The sequence below is a fragment of the Microbacterium thalassium genome, from assembly GCF_014208045.1.
GTDB classification, from domain to species: domain Bacteria; phylum Actinomycetota; class Actinomycetes; order Actinomycetales; family Microbacteriaceae; genus Microbacterium; species Microbacterium thalassium.
This window is the reverse complement of record NZ_JACHML010000001.1, coordinates 966,793-984,977: the sequence shown is the minus strand read 5'-3', so window position 1 is coordinate 984,977 and position 18,185 is coordinate 966,793. Positions and strand designations below refer to the sequence as shown.

Here is an 18,185-nt window from a genome sequence, read left to right as displayed (position 1 = left end):
GTCAGAGCGCCGAGACCGCGAGCGCGATCGTCCCGGCGTAGAGCGCCGGGATGGCGATCCCCTCGAACCCGATCCCCTGGCGGTCCCGCATCACGAGCCCCGCGCCGAGCACGGCCGTGATCAGCAGCGTGCCCCCCAGCAGCACGAGACTGACGGCGCCGGCGGCCGAGTAGATGGTCCCCTCGAGGTAGAACGAGTCCGCGACGCTCAGAGTCAGGACGTCGAAGACGTTCCCGCCGATGATGTTCGCCACACCGAGCGTCAGCGCGCCCATGCGGATGGCCGCGATGAGGACGATGAGCTCGGGCAGCGACGTGATCGCCGTGGTGAGGGTGAACCCCGTGATCCCGCTCGACCAGCCCGTGGCGGCGACGACGCTCAGACCCGCCTGGCCGATGACCCACCCGGTGACCGCCACGACGAGGCCGAGCGAGGCGAGCGTCCCCCACAGCCGCACCAGCGACTGCGTGCGCACCGGCCCGCCCTCGTCCTCCCGCGTCTCGCTGGTGCGGATCGGGCGCCACATGGGCTCTTCGTGCACTCGTCGCACGAGGTGCAGGCCATACAGGTAGAACACGGGGATGAGGATCGTGACCGGATGGATCCAGCCGATCTGCAGGTCCGGGGTCGCGAAGGCGATGACGGGCAGCGCCATCAGGGCGATGAGCACGATCGCCTGCAGGATGTTCTCCAGCGACGCCGCCGCGTGCTCGAGGTTCGCGCGGCGATACACCAGGTCGGCGATCGCGAGCCACACCGTCTGCAGCGCGATGCCGCCGATGGGGTTCGCCAGCGCGAAGGCGGCGTCTCCGGCGAGCGCACCCGTCGCCGTCGTGACGATCCCCGGCAGGGACGTGACCGCACCGAGGAAGACCGCGCCGGCCACCGCCTCGCCGATCCCGGTGCGGTCGGCGATCTCGTCGGCCGCGCGCGCGAGCCTCGAGCCCGCGAAGATGATGATGATCACGGCGCCCGCGAGGGCCAGGACGCTCGGCCAGAGGGGCCAGGGCTCGGTCATGCGGATCCGATCGGGCTGCGCGACCGGGGGTCGCTCGGCGGACTCGGTCCGCCAACGCTACGGGGTGCGCCACCCCTCGACAAAACCGGTCAGCGCGTGCGTGCGCGCTGCATCGCCAGGCGCACCGGCGCGTTGGGTGCGCCGTAGCCGTCGTAGGCACCCCGGCGCTCGAGGAACTCGAGGAAGACCGTGCCGACCGTCTCGGTGTAGAAGTGGATGAACTCGCCGCTGTCGTCACGGTCGTAGAACAGGTCGAGCTCGCGCAGCCGCGACAGGAAGTCCTGGTCCAGGCGGAAACGCGCCGACAGGTCGTCGTAGTAGTTCTCGGGCACGGGGAGGAACCGCATCCCCCGCTCGCGCGCCCGGCGCGCCACCTCGAACACGTCGTCGCACCGCACGGCGATGTGCCGCGTCGGCAGCGGCGCGGTCGGCGGTGCGAGGTTCACGGGCAGGCGCACGACACCGTCGGCGGTGCGCATCACCTGGCTGCGCACGAGCCCCAGCGGGCCCGGCACCTCGGCGGCCTGCTCGGCGTGCAGCGAGAGCACGCTGTGGGCGAAGAGGATCGCCTCGTCGAAGTCCTGCCACCGGCTGCCGATGTTGATGTGGTCGATCTCGCCGTCGAGCGCGGGCGGCTCGGCGACGCCGCCCTCGAACTCCGGGATCCACGAGCCTTCGGCGGCACGGTCGTTCCAGAACACCTCCGTGCCGTCGGGCGCCGACACGGCGCGCAGCTCCTGCTCGCCCGAGTACGTGCGCCGGAAGACCGCGGGGGCCCCGAGCGCCCGGGCGCGCTCCGCCGCGCCGGCGGCGTCGTCGACGGTGAGCCCGAACGCCGCCAGGCGCGGATGCTCGTCCCGCACCTGCTCGTTGAGGACGATGCGGGCGTCGCCGTAGGTCCACAGCCGCACGGGCTTGCGCCGGTGCCGCCCGCGGAAGGCGAAGCCCAGCTGCGCCAGCAGCTCGTCCAGGTCGTCGAGCTCGGCGCCCGCGATCTCGACGAAGTCGATGCCGCGGGCGTCCTGCGCGGGGCTCAGGCGCGAGGTGTCCCAGTCGTTCTCGACAGCGGTGCGGTCCGCGAGCCACGTCAGCGAGCGCCGGGCGTGCGCCGCCGTGCGCTTCACGTCCGTCTGCCGGAACGTGTCGTTGAAGACCTCGAGCGACAGCGGCCCGCGATATCCGGTGCGGAGCACGTGGGCGAGGAACCGCGTCAGGTCGAAGGCGCCCTCGCCGGGGAAGAGCCGGTGATGACGGCTCCACGACAGCACGTCCATCGAGAGCGCCGGCGCATCCGCCAGCTGCAGGAAGAACACCTTCTCGCCGTGGATCGCCTCGATGCCGGCCGGGTCGTGCCCGCGCGAGAGGATGTGGAAGCTGTCGAGGCACACGCCGAGGTTGGGGCGGTCGGCGAGCTCGACGATGCGCCACGCGCGCCGGTAGTCGTCGACGAACCTCCCCCACGCGAGCGCTTCGTACGCGATGCGGATGCCGCGGGGCGCGGCGAGGTCGGCGAGCGCTCCGAGCTGCTCGGCCATCACGGCGTCGTCGTCGATCGTGGCCGTGGCGACGTTCGAGCAGACGAGCACCTGGTCCGCGCCCAGGCGCTCCATGACGTCGAACTTCGCCTCGGCCCGGCGCAGGTTGTCGGCGAGGAGGTCGGCGTCGACGCCCTCGAAGTCCCGGAACGGCTGGAACAGCTCGATCGTCAGGCCGAGCCGCGCGCACAGGGCGCGGATCTCCTCGGGCGACTCGTAGGCGGCGACGAGGTCGGCATCCATGATCTCGACGCCGTCGAAGCCCGCTTCGGCGCAGGCGTGCAGCTTCTCGACGAGCCCGCCCGACAGGCAGACCGTCGCAATCGACGTTCGCATGGCACCGGAATGTACCAGTTCGTACATTTTCTGGGAACAGGGGTTGCCGAACTAATGTAATAACCGGTACGTTCCTAAACAGCCGAGCCGCGGGCACGATCCGCCGGCCCGGACGAGGCGACAGCACGCCTCGCAGAGCAATCCCACGTCCGAGAACAAAGGTGTCCCGTGACTGAACCACGCCCGTCGAGCCCGACGGTCCTCCAGCGCATCGCGAAGGTCGTCTTCGTGATCGAGCTGACGATCGGCGCGATCTGCGTCCTGATCATCCTGGCCCTGATCTTCCTCCAGGCCGCCCAGCGCTACCTCCCATTCGACAGCTTCGCGTGGACCGGCGAGATCTCGCGTTTCGCGCTCGTGTGGCTGACGTTCTCGGCGATGGGGCTGCTCGTGACCACCCGCGGGCACATCGCCCTGGAGGTCGTCGACACGTTCCGCAGCGTCATGCTCGTGCGCATCATCCAGGTCCTCGCGCTCGTCATCGTCGCCGCCACCGGCGTCGGCCTCGCCATCGAGGCGTGGGCGCTCGTCGAGACCCAGGGCATCATCCGCTCCCCCGTCCTGCGCCTGCCGATGTCGTGGGTGTACGTGCCCGTGCTGATCGGCGCGGTCAGCACCGCGATCCGCGCGAGCATCGCGGCGATCGAGATCGCCATCCACGGGCCGGTGCTGCCCGAACCCGAGGACGACGAGAGCGAGGCCACGGCATGACGCTCGCCATCCTGGGGATCGCCATCGCGGTCCTGCTGTTCCTGCGGGTGCCGGTGGCGTTCGCCTTCCTCGGACCCGCGATGGTCTACATGGTCATCGAGGGCCAGTCCACGGGCAACGCGCTGCGCATCGTCTCGAACGCCGCGGCCAGCTTCCCCCTCCTCGCCGTCCCGCTGTTCGTCTTCCTCGGCTCGCTCGCGAACCACGCGGGCATCGCCGACCGCCTCTTCCGCTTCGCTCTCGCCGTGCTCGCGAAGGTGCGCGGCAGCCTCGGCTACGTCGCGGTCGGCACGAGCGTCGGCTTCTCGTGGATGAGCGGCTCGGCGGTCGCCGATGCCGCGGCTCTCGGCAAGGTGCAGATCCCGGCGATGCTCGCCAACGGCTATACCCGGCGCTTCGCCACGGGCGTCTCGTCGACCTCTTCGCTCATCGCGCCCATCATGCCCCCCAGCATCCCCGCCGTCATCTACGCCGGCCTCGCCGCCGCGTCGACCGGCGCGCTGTTCGCGGCATCCGTCATCCCCGCCCTCGCCATGGCGGTCGGACTCTGCGTGGTCGTGGCCGTCCTCGTCCAGCGGAACCCGAACATCCGCCGCGGGAAGTTCGACAAGGCCGAGCTGCTCGCGTCCACGAAGGGCGTGATCCTGCCGATGGTCTCGCCGTTCATCATCCTCGGCGGCATCCTCGGCGGCTTCTTCACCCCGACCGAGGCGGCGGCGGTCGGCGTGGTGTACATCATCATCGTCGGCCTCGTGCAGCGCTCGCTCACGCTGGCGGGATTCATCCGGGCGCTCAAGGAGACCGTGCTGACGACGGCCGGCATCATGCTGATCGTCGCCTCGGCGTCGCTGCTCGGCTACATCCTCGCCCGCGAGCGCCTGCCGCAGATGCTCACCGAGCTCATCTTCTCGATCACCGACAACCCGACGGTGTTCCTCGCCCTCGCCGCCCTGCTGATGCTGCTGCTCGGCACGGTGATCGACGCCACCGCGATCCTCGTGCTGGTCGTGCCGATCCTCGCCCCCATCGCCGCGCAGTTCGGCATCGACGCCATCCCCCTCGGCGTGCTGCTGATCGCGTCGCTCATGATCGGGCTGCTGACACCGCCGGTGGGAACCGTGCTGTTCGTGACGGCATCCGTGTCCGAGACACGTGTGGGAGAGGTCTTCCGCGGGTCGCTGCCGTTCCTGATACCCGCCGTCCTCGTCACGCTGTCGATCGTGCTCTTCCCCGACGCGGTGCTGTGGCTGCCCGGATTGCTGGGGCTGTGACATGACCGGGATCGCCCAGCGCCGCCCGGCCGTCCTCATCGGGCTCATCGGAGAAGGGGTCACCCCGTCTCTCACACCGCCGATGCACGAGCTCGAGGGCGCCCGCCACGGCATGAGCTACGTGTACCGGACGGTGGACCTCAGCCGCGGGCAGGGCACCGAGGAGCACGTGCGCTCGCTGTTCGACGCCGCGCGGCGGCTCGGCTTCACCGGCCTGAACATCACGCACCCGATCAAGCAGACCGCCATCGGCCTGCTGGACGAGCTGTCCGAGAACGCCCGCCGCGTGGGCGCCGTGAACACCGTCGTCTTCGAGGGCGACCGCACCGTCGGGCACAACACCGACATCACGGGCTTCGCCGAGGCGTTCGCCGACGAACTCGACGATGTCGCCCGCGACGCCGTCGTGCTGGTCGGGGCGGGCGGCGCAGGATCCGCGGTCGCGACCGCGCTGCGCGGGCTCGGCGTCGGCGAGCTCATCATCGTGGATCAGGATGCCGAGCGCGCCGACGCCCTGGCCCGCACCGTCGCGGCGCGCACCTCGGGCGGCGCCATCCGGGCGGCATCGCTCGACGACCTGCCGGCGCTCCTGGCGCGCGTCGACGGCGTCGTCAACGCCACGCCTCTGGGCATGGCGGCGCACCCGGGCACCGCGTTCGACGTCTCGCTCCTCCACGAGCGCCTGTTCGTGGTCGACATCGTCTACCGGCCCGTCGAGACGGCACTCCTCGCGGCCGCGCGGGCACGCGGTTGCCGCGTCATGTCGGGACTCGGCATGGCGATGCATCAGGCCGCCGACGCCTTCGAGATCTTCACCCAAGAACCTGCAGATCGGCGGGCGATGCTCGCCGATCTCGAGAACCTGGTCGCTGCCGAGGCGGCCGGGGCCCTTGCCCCCGTGGCAACCCTGAGAGGAGAGAAGCAATGACTGCACGACGCAACAAGCGAACGATGTGGATCGCTCTGGCCGCAGCACCGGCACTGATGCTGGTCGGCTGCACGTCGGGCGGCGGTGACGCCGACAGCGGCACCGGCGACGAGACAGAGGTCCGGACGCTGCAGCTGGCCCACAGCTACACCGAGGAGCAGCCCCAGCACGCGTGTGGCGCGCAGGTGATCGCGGACGAGGTGGCCGCGGCCGATGTGGGTCTCGAGATCGAGATCTTCCCGGCCAGCCAGCTCGGCGGCGACGCCGACCGCATCGCCCTGGTCGCCTCGGGCGACATCGACATGGACATCCAGGGCGCATCGGCCCTGGGCGCGGTCTACGAGCCGATCAGCGTGCTCGACGCGGCCTACGCGTTCGACGACGCCGACCACCTCGCCGCTTTCATGGCCAGCGACGAGTCCTCGGTCCTGGTCGACGGCTTCAAGGAGGCATCCGGCGTGCAGGTCGTCGGCGTCTGGTCGGCCGGTGAGCGGCACTTCACGTCGAACACGCCGATCCGCACGCCGGAGGACCTCGACGGCGTCCGCATGCGGTTCCCGGGTTCGCCCCAGTACCTCATGAACGCCGAGGCCCTCGGGGCGGATGCGACCGAGGTCGCGTACGAGGAGCTCTACCTGGCCCTGCAGCAGGGCACGGTCGACGCTCAGGAGAACCCGATCACCAACATCCTGGCGCAGAGCTTCTACGAGGTTCAGGACTACCTGAACCTGTCCGCTCACCAGCTCAACACCAACCTGGTGATCGTGAGCCCGGTGTGGGACGAGCTGACCGAGGAGCAGCAGGAGGCGCTGACCGCGGCCACCGAGACCGCTGTGACCAGCGTGACCGAGTGCATCGAGGAGGAGGCCGAGGCGACGCTCGACGAGTGGCGCAGCGGCGATGACTGGGAGGTCATCGAGGACGTCGACCGTGAGGCGTTCCAGGAGATGACCGTCGCCTACTTCGAGGAGAACTACACCGGAGACTCCCTCGAGGTCTTCGAGGCGATCCGCGCCACCGCGCCCTGAGGACGCGGAGCGGAACGCGCGTGAGTGAGGCGAGCACGCCCGGGGTCCCGACGTTCACCGGACAGGTGGATGCCGGGGCCCTGGGCGTGACGCTCATCCACGAGCACGTGTTCGTGCGCAGCCCCGAGCTCGACGCGAGCATGCCGCATCCGGAATGGGATGAGGATGCGCTCGTCGATCGGGCCGTGGGCCTGTTCCAGCGACTGCACGAACACGGTGTGCGCACCGTCGTCGACCTCACCGTCCCGGGCCTGGGCCGCGATGTGCGGACGGTCGCCCGCGTCGCCGAGCGGGTGCCCGTCTCGCTCATCGCGGCCACCGGCTGGTACACCGCGGACGTGCTCCCGCACGCGATCCGCATGAACGGCCCGGGACGGCTGGTCGACGGCCCCGACCCGCTCATCGAGCTGTTCGTCGGCGACATCGAGCGCGGCATCGCGGGGACCGGGATCCGGGCCGGGATGCTGAAGGTGGTCTCGGACGCCGAGGGCATCACGCCGGACGTGGAGCGGGTGTTCACGGCCGCGGCGGTGGCGCATGCGCAGACCGGCGTGCCGATCACGACCCACTCCCACGCGCCGTCGCGGGGCGGGCTCGCCCAGCAGCGGCTGCTGTCGGGCCTCGGCGTTCGGCTGGACCGCGTCGTGATCGGCCACAGCGGCGACTCGACCGACCTCGCCTATCTGCGCGAACTCGCCGACGCGGGCTCGTACCTCGGATTCGACCGGTTCGGCATGAGCCACGTCGGCAGCGACGAGGATCGCGTGCGGATGCTGCTCGCCCTGCTCGAGGCCGGCTACGGCGACCGCATCGTGCTGTCGCACGACGCCGCGGTGTTCAGCCGCGTCACGCCGCCGTCGTGGCGGGCGGGCACCGTCCCCCAGTGGCGGATGGACCACCTCTTCACCACGATCCTGCCTCGCCTGGCGCGCGAGGGTGTGGACGAGCGGACCATCGCCCAGCTGATGGTCGACAACCCGCGCCGCCTGCTCGCCGCCGAGCGCAGCACCGACCTTCCGCGGCCGGAGCACGCGCCGCCAGTAGGGTGGGGAACGTGAGCGAGCCCGTCATCCGCCGCCGCGACGCCGAGCGGACTCGCGCCGAGCTGCTGGACGTCGCCACGGCCGCCTTCGCCGAATCAGGCTTCTCCGGCACGCGCGTCGACGAGATCGCCGAGCGCACCCGCACGACCAAGCGGATGATCTACTACTACTTCGGCGGCAAGGAGCAGCTCTACCTCGCGGTGCTCGAGAGGGCCTACCGCACGATCCGCGAAGCCGAGCAGGAGCTTCACGTCGGCGACCTGCCGCCCGTCGAGGCGCTGCGCCGTCTCGCCGAGCTCACGTACGACCACCACCTCGAGCACCGCGATTTCATCCGGCTGGTGTCGATCGAGAACATCCACCGCGGCGAGTTCATCCGGCGCCTGGATTCGCTGCGCACGCTGAACAAGCCGGCGCTGACGGTGCTCGACGACATCCTGGCTCGCGGTCGGGCCGACGGGTCGGTGCGCGACGACGTCGACGCGCTCGACGTGCACCTCGTGATCAGCTCCTACTGCTTCTTCCAGGTCGCCAACCAGTACACGTTCGGCTACCTGTTCGAGCGCGATCTGCTCGACGCCGCGCGACGCGAGCACCTGCGCGGCATGATCGGCGACGTCGTCGTCGCGTGGCTGAACCGCACCCCCTGAACGCGGGCGCGGCAGCCGGCCGGGAATGCGCCCGGACGGTCCGGCGCACCGGCTCGGACACGGCAGAATCGAGGGATGCCGTCGAACCCTGCGCCCCGCCCGCTCGCCGACCACGCCTGCCTCATCGTCCACGGCAAGGACCGGCCCGGGATCGTCGCGGCGGTGTCGGCCCTCATCACGCGCCACCAGGGCAACATCGTCGCGTTCGACCAGTACTCCGACGACCCGACCGGGGGCGCGTACTTCCAGCGCGTCGTGTTCCACCGGCCCGAGCTCGCCGCCGCCCTGCCTGAGATCGAGGCCGATCTCGCCGAGACCCTCGGCAAGGGGTTCGACCTGGAGTGGAGCCTCACCGACCAGTCGACGCCCAAGCGCATGGCGATCCTCGCCTCCAAGCAGGACCACTGCCTGCTCGACCTGCTGTGGCGGCATCGCCGCGGCGACCTGCCGGTCAGCATCCCGATGGTGATCTCGAACCACACCACCTCGGCCGAGGACGTGCGGTCCTTCGGCGTGCCGTTCTTCCACGTGCCGTCGGTCGCGGGGCCGGACAAGTCGGCATCCGAGGCGAAGATCGTCGAGCTCCTCCGCGGCAACGTCGACGTCGTCGTGCTCGCCCGCTACATGCAGATCCTCTCGAGCGACTTCCTCGAGCAGGTCGGGGTCCCCGTCATCAACATCCACCACTCGTTCCTGCCCGCGTTCATCGGCGCCGACCCCTACAAGAAGGCGAAGGAGCGCGGCGTCAAGCTCATCGGCGCGACCAGCCACTACGTCACCGCCGACCTCGACGAGGGGCCGATCATCGAACAGGACACGGTGCGGGTGAACCACGCCGACAGCTATGAGGAGCTCGTGCGCCGCGGCGCCGACGTGGAGCGGCAGGTGCTGTCCCGCGCCGTGCTGTGGCACGCGCAGGACCGTGTGCTGCGCCACGGCAACCACACGATCGTCTTCTGACACGCACCTCGCCCGCCCGGCCGCCGTCAGGACGGATGCCGCGCGGGCGAGGTGCGGATGAGGGCCGCCTGCCTCAGAACGGGTACGGCGCGATGTCGGGGCGCATGGTGAGCCACTGCGTCTCGGTGAACGCCTCGATGTTCGCCTGCGCCCCGCCGAAGCGGGATCCGGTTCCCGAGTCGCCGACGCCGCCGAACGGTGCGTTGGCCTCGTCCATCACGGTCTGCTCGTTGATGTGGATCTTCCCCGAGCGGATGCGGTCGGCGATGCGCATCGCCTCGGCGACGTCGCCCAGCAGCGACACCGACAGGCCGTAGGGGTTCTCCCTGATCAGCCCGATCGCCTCCTCTCGGGTGCGGTACGAGCGCACCGGGGCGACCGGGCCGAAGATCTCCTCGCTCCACGCCGGGTTGTCGCCGGCGACCCGGCTCAGCACCGTCGGCCGCACGAACAGCCCGTCGTGCGTGCCGCCCGCCTGAACGGAGGCGCCCGCGTCGATCGCACCGCCGATGATGCCGAGCACGCGGTCGCGCTGGCGCTCGTCGATGATCGGCCCCATGTGCACGTGGCCGGTGGGGTCGCCCACGACGAGGGCGTCCGCACGTCGAGCCAGAGCGGCCACGTACTCGTCGTACAGGGACTCGTGCACGATGTGCCGCCCGGTGGTCATGCAGATCTGCCCCTGGTGCATGAACGAGCCGAACGCACCCGCCGAGGCGGCCTGCTCGACATCGGCGCCCGGCAGCACGACCAGCGCGTTGTTCCCGCCGAGCTCCAGGTGCGCGCGCTTGAGGTGGCGGGCGGCGAGCTCGCCGACGATGCGCCCCGCCGGCGTCGATCCGGTGAACGACACGATCCGCACCTCGGGGGCGGTCACGACGGCCTCGCCGACATCCGCGCCGCCGGGCAGCAGCGACAGGAGCCCTGCGGGCAGCCCCGCCTCCTCGAACACGCGCGCGATCGCGACGCCGCCCGACACGGTGGTGCGCGGGTCGGGCTTGAGCAGCACGGCGTTGCCGAGCGCGAGCGCCGGGGCCACCGAGCGGATCGAGAGGATGAGGGGGAAGTTGAAGGGCGAGATGACGCTCACGACCCCCGCCGCCCGGCGGCGGGCGAACGACCACCGCGGCTCCTCCGCAGCGAGCACGTCGCCCATCGCCGCGGTCGGGAGCGCCGAGGCCTCGTAGCACTCCTGCGCGGCGGTGTGGGTCTCGAGCTGCGCCTTGGGCGCGATCGCGCCGGTCTCGCGCTGCACCCACGCCTGGATCTCCTCGGCGTGCTCCTCGAAGAGCGCGCCGGCGCGGCGGAGCACGGCGGCCCTCTCCTCGGGCGGCGTGTGCTCCCAGGCCTCCTGCGCGGCGGCGGCCGCCGTCGCCGCGACGCGCACCTGGGCGGCCTCGACGCCGAGGTACGTGCCGAGCAGCTCGCCGGTCGCGGGCTCTCGGATCTCGTGTGCGACACTCCCGGCGACGCCGTCGGCCGCGAAGACGCGGTTCGACCAGACCTCGGGGGCGAGCAGTCCCGCGCCCACGGCGGGCGCGATGTCGATGGTGGTCACTGGGCTCCTCCTCGGTGAGCGGCGATCGGATCGTCGGAGACGTGCAGCACGGGCTTGATCACGCGGCCGGAGGTGCCGGCGTCGATCGCCTCGTCCACGTGCGGGAACGCGAAATCCTCGATCAGTCGGTCGATCGGGAAGCGACCCTGGCGCCACAGGTCCAGGAGCGCGGGGATCAGGCTGCCGTTGCGGCCCTCGCCGCCGAGCACGCCCACGATCCGCTTGCCCCAGAGCGCCCCGAAGTGGTCGACCGAGAATCGCGAGTCCGCGGGGGCGCCGCCGATGAGGATCACGGTGCCCCGCATGCTCACCGACTCGACGGCCTGCTCGACCACCCGGATGACCCCCGTGCATTCGAACGCGTAGTCGGCCGGTCCGCCGCAGATCCGCCGGACCTCGTCGAGCGCATCGCCCGCGGCGGCGTTGACGGTGTGGGTCGCACCGAGCTCGCGCGCGAGGGCCAGGCGATCCTCGTGCAGATCGACCGCGATGATCGTGGTCGCTGGGCTGTTGCGCGCCGCCATGATCGCCGCGAGGCCCACGGCCCCGGTCCCCCAGATCACGAGCGCGTCACCCGGCTTCGGTTTCGCCACGTTCATGACGGCGCCCGCGCCGGTGGTCACACCGCACGCCAGCGGGGCGGCGACCGAGAGCGGCACGTCGTCGGGCACCTTCACGAGCGCGTCGGCGAGGACGAGCGACGCGGTCGCGAACGACGACTGGCCGAAGAAGTGACCGGCCAGCGCCGCGCCGTCCGCGGTGCGATACGCCGACTCGCCGCGGTGCTCCCCGCGCAGCCGCGCGCCGCTGGTGAGCGCCTCGACGAGGTGATCGCAGTAGCGCGGCTCGCCGTCGAGGCAGGCGTCGCATTCGCCGCACGACGGCCAGCCGATCACGACGCGATCGCCCACGGCCACCTGGGTCACCGCGGGCCCCACCGCCTCGACGACCCCGGCGCCCTCGTGACCGAGGATGCCGGGCAGCGGCAGCGGCAGGTCGCCCTCGCGCGTGATCGCGTCGGTGTGGCACACGCCGGCGGCGACGATGCGCACGAGCGCCTCGCCCGGCCCGGGCTCGTCGATGAAGACGGTCTCGACCTGCGACGGCGCGCTGCGCCCCGGGGTCACGGATGCGGTGATCTCGACGCTCATGCGAGCACCTCCTGGCGGGACGCGAAGACGTAGTCCTCCGGGTGGAAGGTCCCGTTCTCCTCCCGGAAGGCGTAGGCGAAGTCCGGCCACGTGACGGTGAGCTCCCCGGTGATCGGGTCGACGTACCAGTTGCGGCATCCGCCCTCGATCCAGACCGTTCCCTTGCTGAGGCCGAGGACCTTCTCGTGGGACGCCGCCTCGGCGGAGGACGTCACCTCGAAGCGGTCGGCGCCGGTCTCGCGCAGGTGGCGGAGCACCCCGAGCACGTACTCGATCTGCGACTCGATGACGAAGACCACCGAGTTGTGGCCGAGACCCGTGTTCGGCCCGTTGATCAGCAGCAGGTTCGGGAAGCCCGCGACGGTGATCGACTGGTGGGCCCGCATGCCGTTCTCCCACGCATCGGCGAGCGAGCGGCCCTCGCCGTCGACGATGCGCGGCGCGAAGGGCGGCCGGGCCGCCTCGAATCCGGTGGCGAGCACCACGACGTCCAGCTCGTACGCCTCGCCGGACGCGGCGACGGCGTGGGTTCCGTCGAAGTGCGACAGCGCGCTGGTCTCGAGCGTGACGTTCGGCTTCGTGAACGACGGGAAGTACTCGTTGGAGATGAGCACGCGCTTGCAGCCGATCTCGTAGTCCGGCGTGAGCGCGGCGCGCAGTTCGGGGTCGGCGACCTGGTCGGCGAGGTGCCCGAGCGCGAGGTCCTTGGCCTGGTCGATCGCACCTTCGACCATGCGTCGCTGCGCGAAGTTCGCCTCGTTCGCCCAGAACATCTCCTCGCGTTCCGCCGCGATGGCGCCGGGCACGCGCGCGAACCGCCGGCGTTCGGCATCCGTATAGGGGCGGTCCTCGCGGGGGATGACGTAGGCGGCGCTGCGCTGGAAGACGACGACCTCGGACGCTGCTTCGGCCATGCGCGGCACGATCTGGATGGCCGAGGCCCCCGCACCGACCACGCCGACCCGCTTGCCCTCGATCTGCGCCGACGGGTCCCACTGCGCGGAGTGGAAGACCTCGCCGGCGAACTCCTCCTGCCCGGGGAACTGCGGAACGTTCGCGTCCGCGAGATGCCCCATGGCGGTGATGAGGATGGGGGCCCGCCACACGCCGATCGGCGTGCGGACGATCCACTCGCGCGCGGCTTCGTCCCACTCCGCCCGCTCGACGTCGGCGCCGAAGCGCAGGTGCGGCAGCAGCCCGCCCTCGCGGGCGCAGGTCTGCAGGTAGCGCCAGATCTCGCCGCCGGGGGCGAACACCCGCGACCAGTCGGACTCGGGCCGGAACGAGTAGGAGTACAGCAGGGACGGGACGTCGCACGCGACGCCCGGGTAGACGTTGTCGCGCCACGTGCCGCCCACGTCCTGGGCGCGCTCCAGGATGACGAAGTTGCTCTCGCCCTCTTCGAGGAGGCGGATGCCGAGGCCGATCCCCGAGAACCCGGAGCCGACGATGATGATGCCTGCGCGCTCTTCCGGCGCACCGCTGAGGTCTGACATGAGTGATCCTTCCGGTGCTGTCAGGGGAGGGGAGGCGTGATGACCGAACCGGCCGGGTGGCGGTCGGGGTGGCCGGTGAACTCGTCGATCAGGGCGAACAGCTGCGCGGGACGCTCGAAGACGACGGCGTGGCCGGTCGGCAGCTCGGCGTAGCGGGCGTCCTCGATCGCGCCGAACAGCTCCTGGCTGTGGTGCCGCGGAACCATGTGGTCCTCGGTGAGGCCGATCACGAGGGCGCGCGACGCGATCGCGGTCGCCTCGTCGGTGATATCGATGTCGCGGTTGAGCTGCATCTGCTTGCGGAGGAACGAACTGGGTTCGGCCACGCGGTGCAGCTCCGCCACCTGCGCGTCGGTGCGCGTGTGGAGGAACGGCGACCCGAACGCGCAGAACGTCGAGTACTCGGCGAGCGCCTGCGGGGAGACGGCCGCGAGCTGCGTCCAGATCTCGTTCCGCAGGCGCTGCTGGGCGTCGGTGCGCAGCCACCCGGCCACGAGCACGAGCTGCCGCGCGACGGAGGGATGCCGGGCCGCGAAGGCGGCCGCGACGACGGCGCCGAGGGAGTACCCCAGCACCGTGACCGCGGTCGCCGGCACGGCATCCTCGATCACGGCGGCGACCTGGGCCACGAGGTCGTCGAGTTCGAGGTCGTCGCCCTCGGGCTCGCTCAGATCGATCGCGATCACCCGACTCCGCGTCGCGAGCATCGGCTCGATGAACGCGAAGTGGGTGGCGGTCGACCCGCCCGTGCCGTGCACGAGCACCGTCGGGAGGCGGTCGCCGCGATCGGGTCCCGGGTTGTCGGTGTAGCGGACGGCGACGCCCGCGACGACGACCTCTCGCGCCTCGAGGCCCGGTGAGGCTGTGAGTGTCTGCTGCTGCATCGTGGTCTCGCTCTTTCAGTAGGTGGCTCGTCCGCCGGACAGGTCGAAGACCGCTCCGGTCGAGAAGGTGACGCGGTCGCTCGCCAGGAAGGCGATCATCTCGGCGACCTCTTCGGGGCGCCCGAGCCGCCCCATCGGGATCCGCTCGAGCAGCATCCGCTTGATGTCGTCGGAGAACCACTCGGCCTCGAGCATGGGGGTGCCGATCAGGGCCGGGGCGATCGCGTTGACGATGACGCCGGTCTTGGCGAGCTCCTTGCCCATCGACTTGGTCATCGCGACCAGCCCCGCCTTCGCCGCGGCGTAGCCACCGGCGAGGGGGTGTCCCTCCATGCCGGCCGCCGACGCGACGTTGACGATGCGGCCGTAGCCCGCCTCGATCATCGCGGGGACGACGGCCCGGCACATCAGGAAGTGGCTCGTCAGGTTGATCTCGAGGTCCCGGCGCCACGCCGACGGCTCGACCTCCCACACCGGGACCTGGTCGCTGCCGACGCCGGCGTTGTTGACCAGGATCGTCGGGGTGCCGAAGGACGCGAGCGCCGTCTCCACAGCGCGCGGTGCGAGCGCCTCGTCCGTGATGTCGCCGACCACCGCGACCGCCCGTCCGCCCGACGCCGCCAGGTCGGCGGTCAGGCGGTCGAGGGTGTCCCCGTCCCGGTCGACCGCGACGATCCCCGCACCCGCAGCGGCGAGCCGGCTGACCGTCGCGCGGCCGATGCCGCCTCCGGCTCCGGTGACCAGGGCCACCTCGGGTCGTGTGCTCACGCTGCCTCCTCGCAGATCGCACTCGTCGCTGAGTTCATTGAATGGACTCCGCATCCCCGTAGTGAGGTTGTGGAACCAACTCGTTTCGAGATATTCCTAGTGGATAGACGTCGCAGACCCGACGTCCATTCCGAATGATGGACTTTGGAGCGCACATGGCCGACCCGACGACTTCTCCCGTGATCGGCGTTCTGCCGCGGGTGAACTCCGTGCTCACCGCCATCGGCGCCGGCGGCGAGAACGGCGTGCGACTGAAGGACCTCGCCGATGCGACCGGCATCGCCCGCCCGACGGTGCACCGCCTGCTGCAGGACATGGCCGAGGTCGAGTTCGTCACCCAGCTCTCCGATCGGCGCTATGCGCTGGGCCCCGCCCTGTTCTGGCTCGGCCTCGGCGCTCCCCCGGCGCTCCCGGCGATGCCCGCCGTTCGCGCGGTCGCGCAGGCGCTGGCGGACGCGGTCGGCGACACCGTGTACGTGAGCATGCGGGTGCCCGACGGCGTCCGGTACATCCTCCGCGCCGAGGGCGACTTCCCCATCCGCACGCACGTCGTGGCGGTCGGCGAGACGAAGCCGTTCACCTCGAGCTACTCCGGCCTCGCACTCCTCGCGACGCTCCCGGAGGAGACCCGCGAGCATGCGCTCCGCAACATCGTCGTGTCGGCGCCGCCGGGCTGGGCCTCCACGATGGGCCTGGACGAGACGATGCGCGCGGCGATCGATCACGTGCGCGCTCACGGATGGTGCGCGGGTCCGGGCCTGGTGATGCCCGGCGTCGCCGGCATCGCAGCACCGGTGCCCGACCCATCGGGCGTGCCCGTGGCGGCCATCTCGATCTCAGCGGTCGAAGCACGCCTCCCGCGGGAGCGCGCCGAGCAGCTCGCCCCGCAGCTGATGGCCGCCGCCCGACGCATCGCGAAGATCATCGCTCCGGCGCGCCAGGCGAACTGACGACTCAGTCGGCGCGGTGGATGTGCAGCCCGCCGTCGACCCACACGGCCTGCCCGGTGGAGAACGGCAGGCTTCCGCTCGCGAGCGTGGACACCGTCGCGGCGACATCCTCGGGGGTGCCCCAGCGCCGGGCCGGCACGCGGCCGGCGCGGATGACGTCGTCGAGCTTCTGCGGCACGGCGGAGGCGGTCATGTCGGTGCGCATGTAGCCCGGGCGCACCTCGTAGGCGGCGATCCCGTGCTCGGCGAGGCGGACGGCGAACAGCTCGTTGAGCATCGACAGCGCCGCCTTCGACAGGTGATAGGGAGATCGCTCGAGGTTCACCATGCGCGACGCGATGGAGCTCACCGTGATGATCGAGCGATGGTGGTCGGATGACGCGGCCGCGACCATGCGGCGCGCGACCTCCTGGGTGAGGAAGAACGTGCCCCGCTGGTTGACGGCGACCACGCGGTCGTACATCTCGGGCGTGATGTCCAGGATGTCCGTCAGCGGCCGCGACGCGAGCCCGGCGTTGTTGACGAGGCAGTCGATGCGACCGAACGCCGCCCACGCGCCTGTCACGACCGACCCGATCGCATCGACGTCGGCGATGTCGGCGCGGACGCCGTGCGCTCCGCCGCCCGCCGCGCGGATGGCCGCGACGGTGTCGTCGACGTCGGCGATGTCGGCCGCGACGACGTCGAACCCGTCGGCGGCGAGCCGCACCGCCGTGGCCCGCCCCAGGCCCTGGCGCGCACCCGTGACCAGCGCCACCGGACGCACCGCATCCACCTCGCGCTGCACCATCGCCGCACCCCCTTGCGCTCGACCGTGTTCCGCAGGGCGGACTCCGGGTGGATTCAGCTCTGCGGCTCAGCCCGCAGAGCTGAGCCCGAAAGTAGCACGCGGCGCATGAGCGGGCCGTCCCGGCGCGACGTTAGTCCGTCTTGTGGACTCGATGCCCGAGCCCCGGCGGCTCAGAACACGTACTCCATGAGTTCCATGCCGAGGGTGCGGAACGCCTCGTGCGCCCGCATCCGGTGGTAGATCGACAGGTCGTCGAAGCACACGATCAGGGCGTACGACACCCCCGCGCGGGGTCCGGCGAGCACACCGGCCTCGACGCGGATGCCGTCGTCCCGACCCGTCTTGTTGATGAACAGCAGCCCGTGCTCGTCGTTCTCGTGCGAGAACGGATCGAGACCGGTCGCCGCGGCGACCAGCGATAGGTCGTGGTTCAGGCTCAGCCACTCGGCGACCTGCGCACTCACGCCCGGCGACACCGCCTGCGAGTTCACCAGCGCCGCGAAGACCTCGGCGAGTTCCCGCGCAGAGCCCAGAGCGAAGTGCGGAGCGTCGTCGGGCCCGCGCTCGTCGCGGAAGCGGTCCAGCAGCGCCGACCGGCTCAGGCCCAGCGCCTCGATGCGCGCACGCACGGCCGGAATGCCGATGCGATGCAGCAGGGCGTTCGCGGCGAGCGCGTCGCCGGTCGAGGCGGTCAGCACGGCGAGGTCGACCAGCGGCAGCGCCGGCGCCTTCAGGTGCTGCCACACGCCGCCGACGCCGACGGGATCGATGACCGAGCGGTCGAGGATCTCGAGCGGATCGAGTGTTCCCGCTTCGAAGCCCGCGGCGGTCTCGACCAGCAGCGGGACGACGCCGAGGCCGGCGACGGGGAGCGTGACGAAGTCGTCTCCATTGAGCACAGCGGTGCCACGGTCGAGATCTGTGATGCGCACCGAGATCTTGGCACCGGTGCCGGCGAGATCGTCGAGCGCCTTCAGCGTCGCGGTGAACGTCGGTCTTGCGGATGCCGCCCTCCTCGGCATCCGGCGGCTGCTGCGTCGCGACCCCCGAAGCGACTCAGCCTCCCTTTTGGGCTCAGGGGACATGCCCACAGGGCTTCCTTCCGGTA

17 protein-coding genes are annotated in these 18,185 nt (G+C 71.1%); 8 read left to right on the top strand and 9 right to left on the bottom strand.

From position 1 onward, the window contains the following. Position 1: 1 nt before the first annotated feature. Positions 2-1,018 carry a sodium:calcium antiporter gene (locus tag HD594_RS04640; protein WP_184749839.1) on the bottom strand — a complete coding sequence of 339 codons (1,017 nt, stop codon included), beginning with the start codon at positions 1,016-1,018 and terminating at the stop codon, positions 2-4. Between the two features lie 89 nt (positions 1,019-1,107). Beyond that, positions 1,108-2,889, bottom strand: a complete 1,782-nt coding sequence (locus HD594_RS04635; RefSeq protein ID WP_184749838.1) for a bifunctional sugar phosphate isomerase/epimerase/4-hydroxyphenylpyruvate dioxygenase family protein — start codon at positions 2,887-2,889, stop codon at positions 1,108-1,110. A 168-nt stretch (positions 2,890-3,057) separates the two neighbouring features. On the opposite strand from HD594_RS04635, the gene HD594_RS04630 reads away from it, so the two are divergent. The 7 genes from HD594_RS04630 to purU all read left to right on the top strand — a co-directional run bounded on the left by HD594_RS04630 (position 3,058) and on the right by purU (position 9,480). Then, positions 3,058-3,600, top strand: a complete 543-nt coding sequence (locus tag HD594_RS04630; RefSeq protein ID WP_184749837.1) for a TRAP transporter small permease — start codon at positions 3,058-3,060, stop codon at positions 3,598-3,600. Further along, positions 3,597-4,871, top strand: coding sequence for a TRAP transporter large permease (locus tag HD594_RS04625; protein WP_184749836.1), 1,275 nt, complete (start codon positions 3,597-3,599; stop codon positions 4,869-4,871). Before HD594_RS04630 ends, HD594_RS04625 begins: the two co-directional genes overlap by 4 nt. A 1-nt stretch (position 4,872) precedes the next feature. Beyond that, positions 4,873-5,799 (top strand): shikimate dehydrogenase, encoded by a 927-nt coding sequence (locus HD594_RS04620; RefSeq protein ID WP_184749835.1) that lies wholly within the window; start codon positions 4,873-4,875, stop codon positions 5,797-5,799. Further along, a complete protein-coding gene (locus HD594_RS04615) occupies positions 5,796-6,827 on the top strand; it encodes a DctP family TRAP transporter solute-binding subunit (protein WP_184749834.1) in 1,032 nt (343 codons plus the stop codon). The genes HD594_RS04620 and HD594_RS04615 overlap by 4 nt, the downstream gene beginning before the upstream one ends. Positions 6,828-6,847: 20 nt before the next feature. Beyond that, positions 6,848-7,885 (top strand): phosphotriesterase family protein, encoded by a 1,038-nt coding sequence (locus HD594_RS04610; protein WP_184749833.1) that lies wholly within the window; start codon positions 6,848-6,850, stop codon positions 7,883-7,885. After that, positions 7,882-8,520 carry a TetR/AcrR family transcriptional regulator gene (locus tag HD594_RS04605; protein WP_184749832.1) on the top strand — a complete coding sequence of 213 codons (639 nt, stop codon included), beginning with the start codon at positions 7,882-7,884 and terminating at the stop codon, positions 8,518-8,520. The genes HD594_RS04610 and HD594_RS04605 overlap by 4 nt, the downstream gene beginning before the upstream one ends. Positions 8,521-8,595: 75 nt before the next feature. Beyond that, the gene (purU, locus tag HD594_RS04600; protein WP_184749831.1) at positions 8,596-9,480 is read left to right on the top strand and encodes a formyltetrahydrofolate deformylase; all 885 of its coding nucleotides are present in this window, start codon (positions 8,596-8,598) and stop codon (positions 9,478-9,480) included. 73 nt (positions 9,481-9,553) lie between these two features. On the opposite strand, the gene HD594_RS04595 is transcribed toward purU, so the two are convergent. The 5 genes from HD594_RS04595 to HD594_RS04575 are packed head-to-tail and all read right to left on the bottom strand — an operon-like array spanning position 9,554 to position 15,337. After that, entirely contained in the window at positions 9,554-11,038 is a 1,485-nt protein-coding gene (locus tag HD594_RS04595; RefSeq protein WP_271171302.1) for an aldehyde dehydrogenase family protein, read from the bottom strand. Next, on the bottom strand, positions 11,035-12,189 hold the full coding sequence (locus tag HD594_RS04590) for an NAD(P)-dependent alcohol dehydrogenase (RefSeq protein ID WP_184749830.1): 1,155 nt from the start codon (positions 12,187-12,189) through the stop codon (positions 11,035-11,037). The genes HD594_RS04595 and HD594_RS04590 overlap by 4 nt, the downstream gene beginning before the upstream one ends. Next, complete coding sequence (locus HD594_RS04585; protein WP_184749829.1) at positions 12,186-13,685, bottom strand: flavin-containing monooxygenase; 1,500 nt, start codon at positions 13,683-13,685, stop codon at positions 12,186-12,188. The genes HD594_RS04590 and HD594_RS04585 overlap by 4 nt, the downstream gene beginning before the upstream one ends. Before the next feature lie 20 nt (positions 13,686-13,705). Beyond that, complete coding sequence (locus tag HD594_RS04580) at positions 13,706-14,569, bottom strand: alpha/beta fold hydrolase (RefSeq protein ID WP_184749828.1); 864 nt, start codon at positions 14,567-14,569, stop codon at positions 13,706-13,708. A gap of 15 nt (positions 14,570-14,584) precedes the next feature. Continuing rightward, positions 14,585-15,337, bottom strand: a complete 753-nt coding sequence (locus HD594_RS04575) for an SDR family NAD(P)-dependent oxidoreductase (protein WP_221446553.1) — start codon at positions 15,335-15,337, stop codon at positions 14,585-14,587. A gap of 155 nt (positions 15,338-15,492) precedes the next feature. Between HD594_RS04575 and HD594_RS04570 the strand changes: the two genes are divergently transcribed. After that, positions 15,493-16,287 (top strand): IclR family transcriptional regulator, encoded by a 795-nt coding sequence (locus HD594_RS04570; protein ID WP_184749826.1) that lies wholly within the window; start codon positions 15,493-15,495, stop codon positions 16,285-16,287. Between the two features lie 4 nt (positions 16,288-16,291). Here the strand turns inward: HD594_RS04570 and HD594_RS04565 are convergent, their stop codons facing one another. After that, positions 16,292-17,077 carry a 3-ketoacyl-ACP reductase gene (locus HD594_RS04565; protein ID WP_184749825.1) on the bottom strand — a complete coding sequence of 262 codons (786 nt, stop codon included), beginning with the start codon at positions 17,075-17,077 and terminating at the stop codon, positions 16,292-16,294. Between the two features lie 170 nt (positions 17,078-17,247). Then, on the bottom strand, positions 17,248-18,099 hold the full coding sequence (locus tag HD594_RS04560) for a serine hydrolase (RefSeq protein ID WP_246413854.1): 852 nt from the start codon (positions 18,097-18,099) through the stop codon (positions 17,248-17,250). Positions 18,100-18,185: the final 86 nt, after the last annotated feature.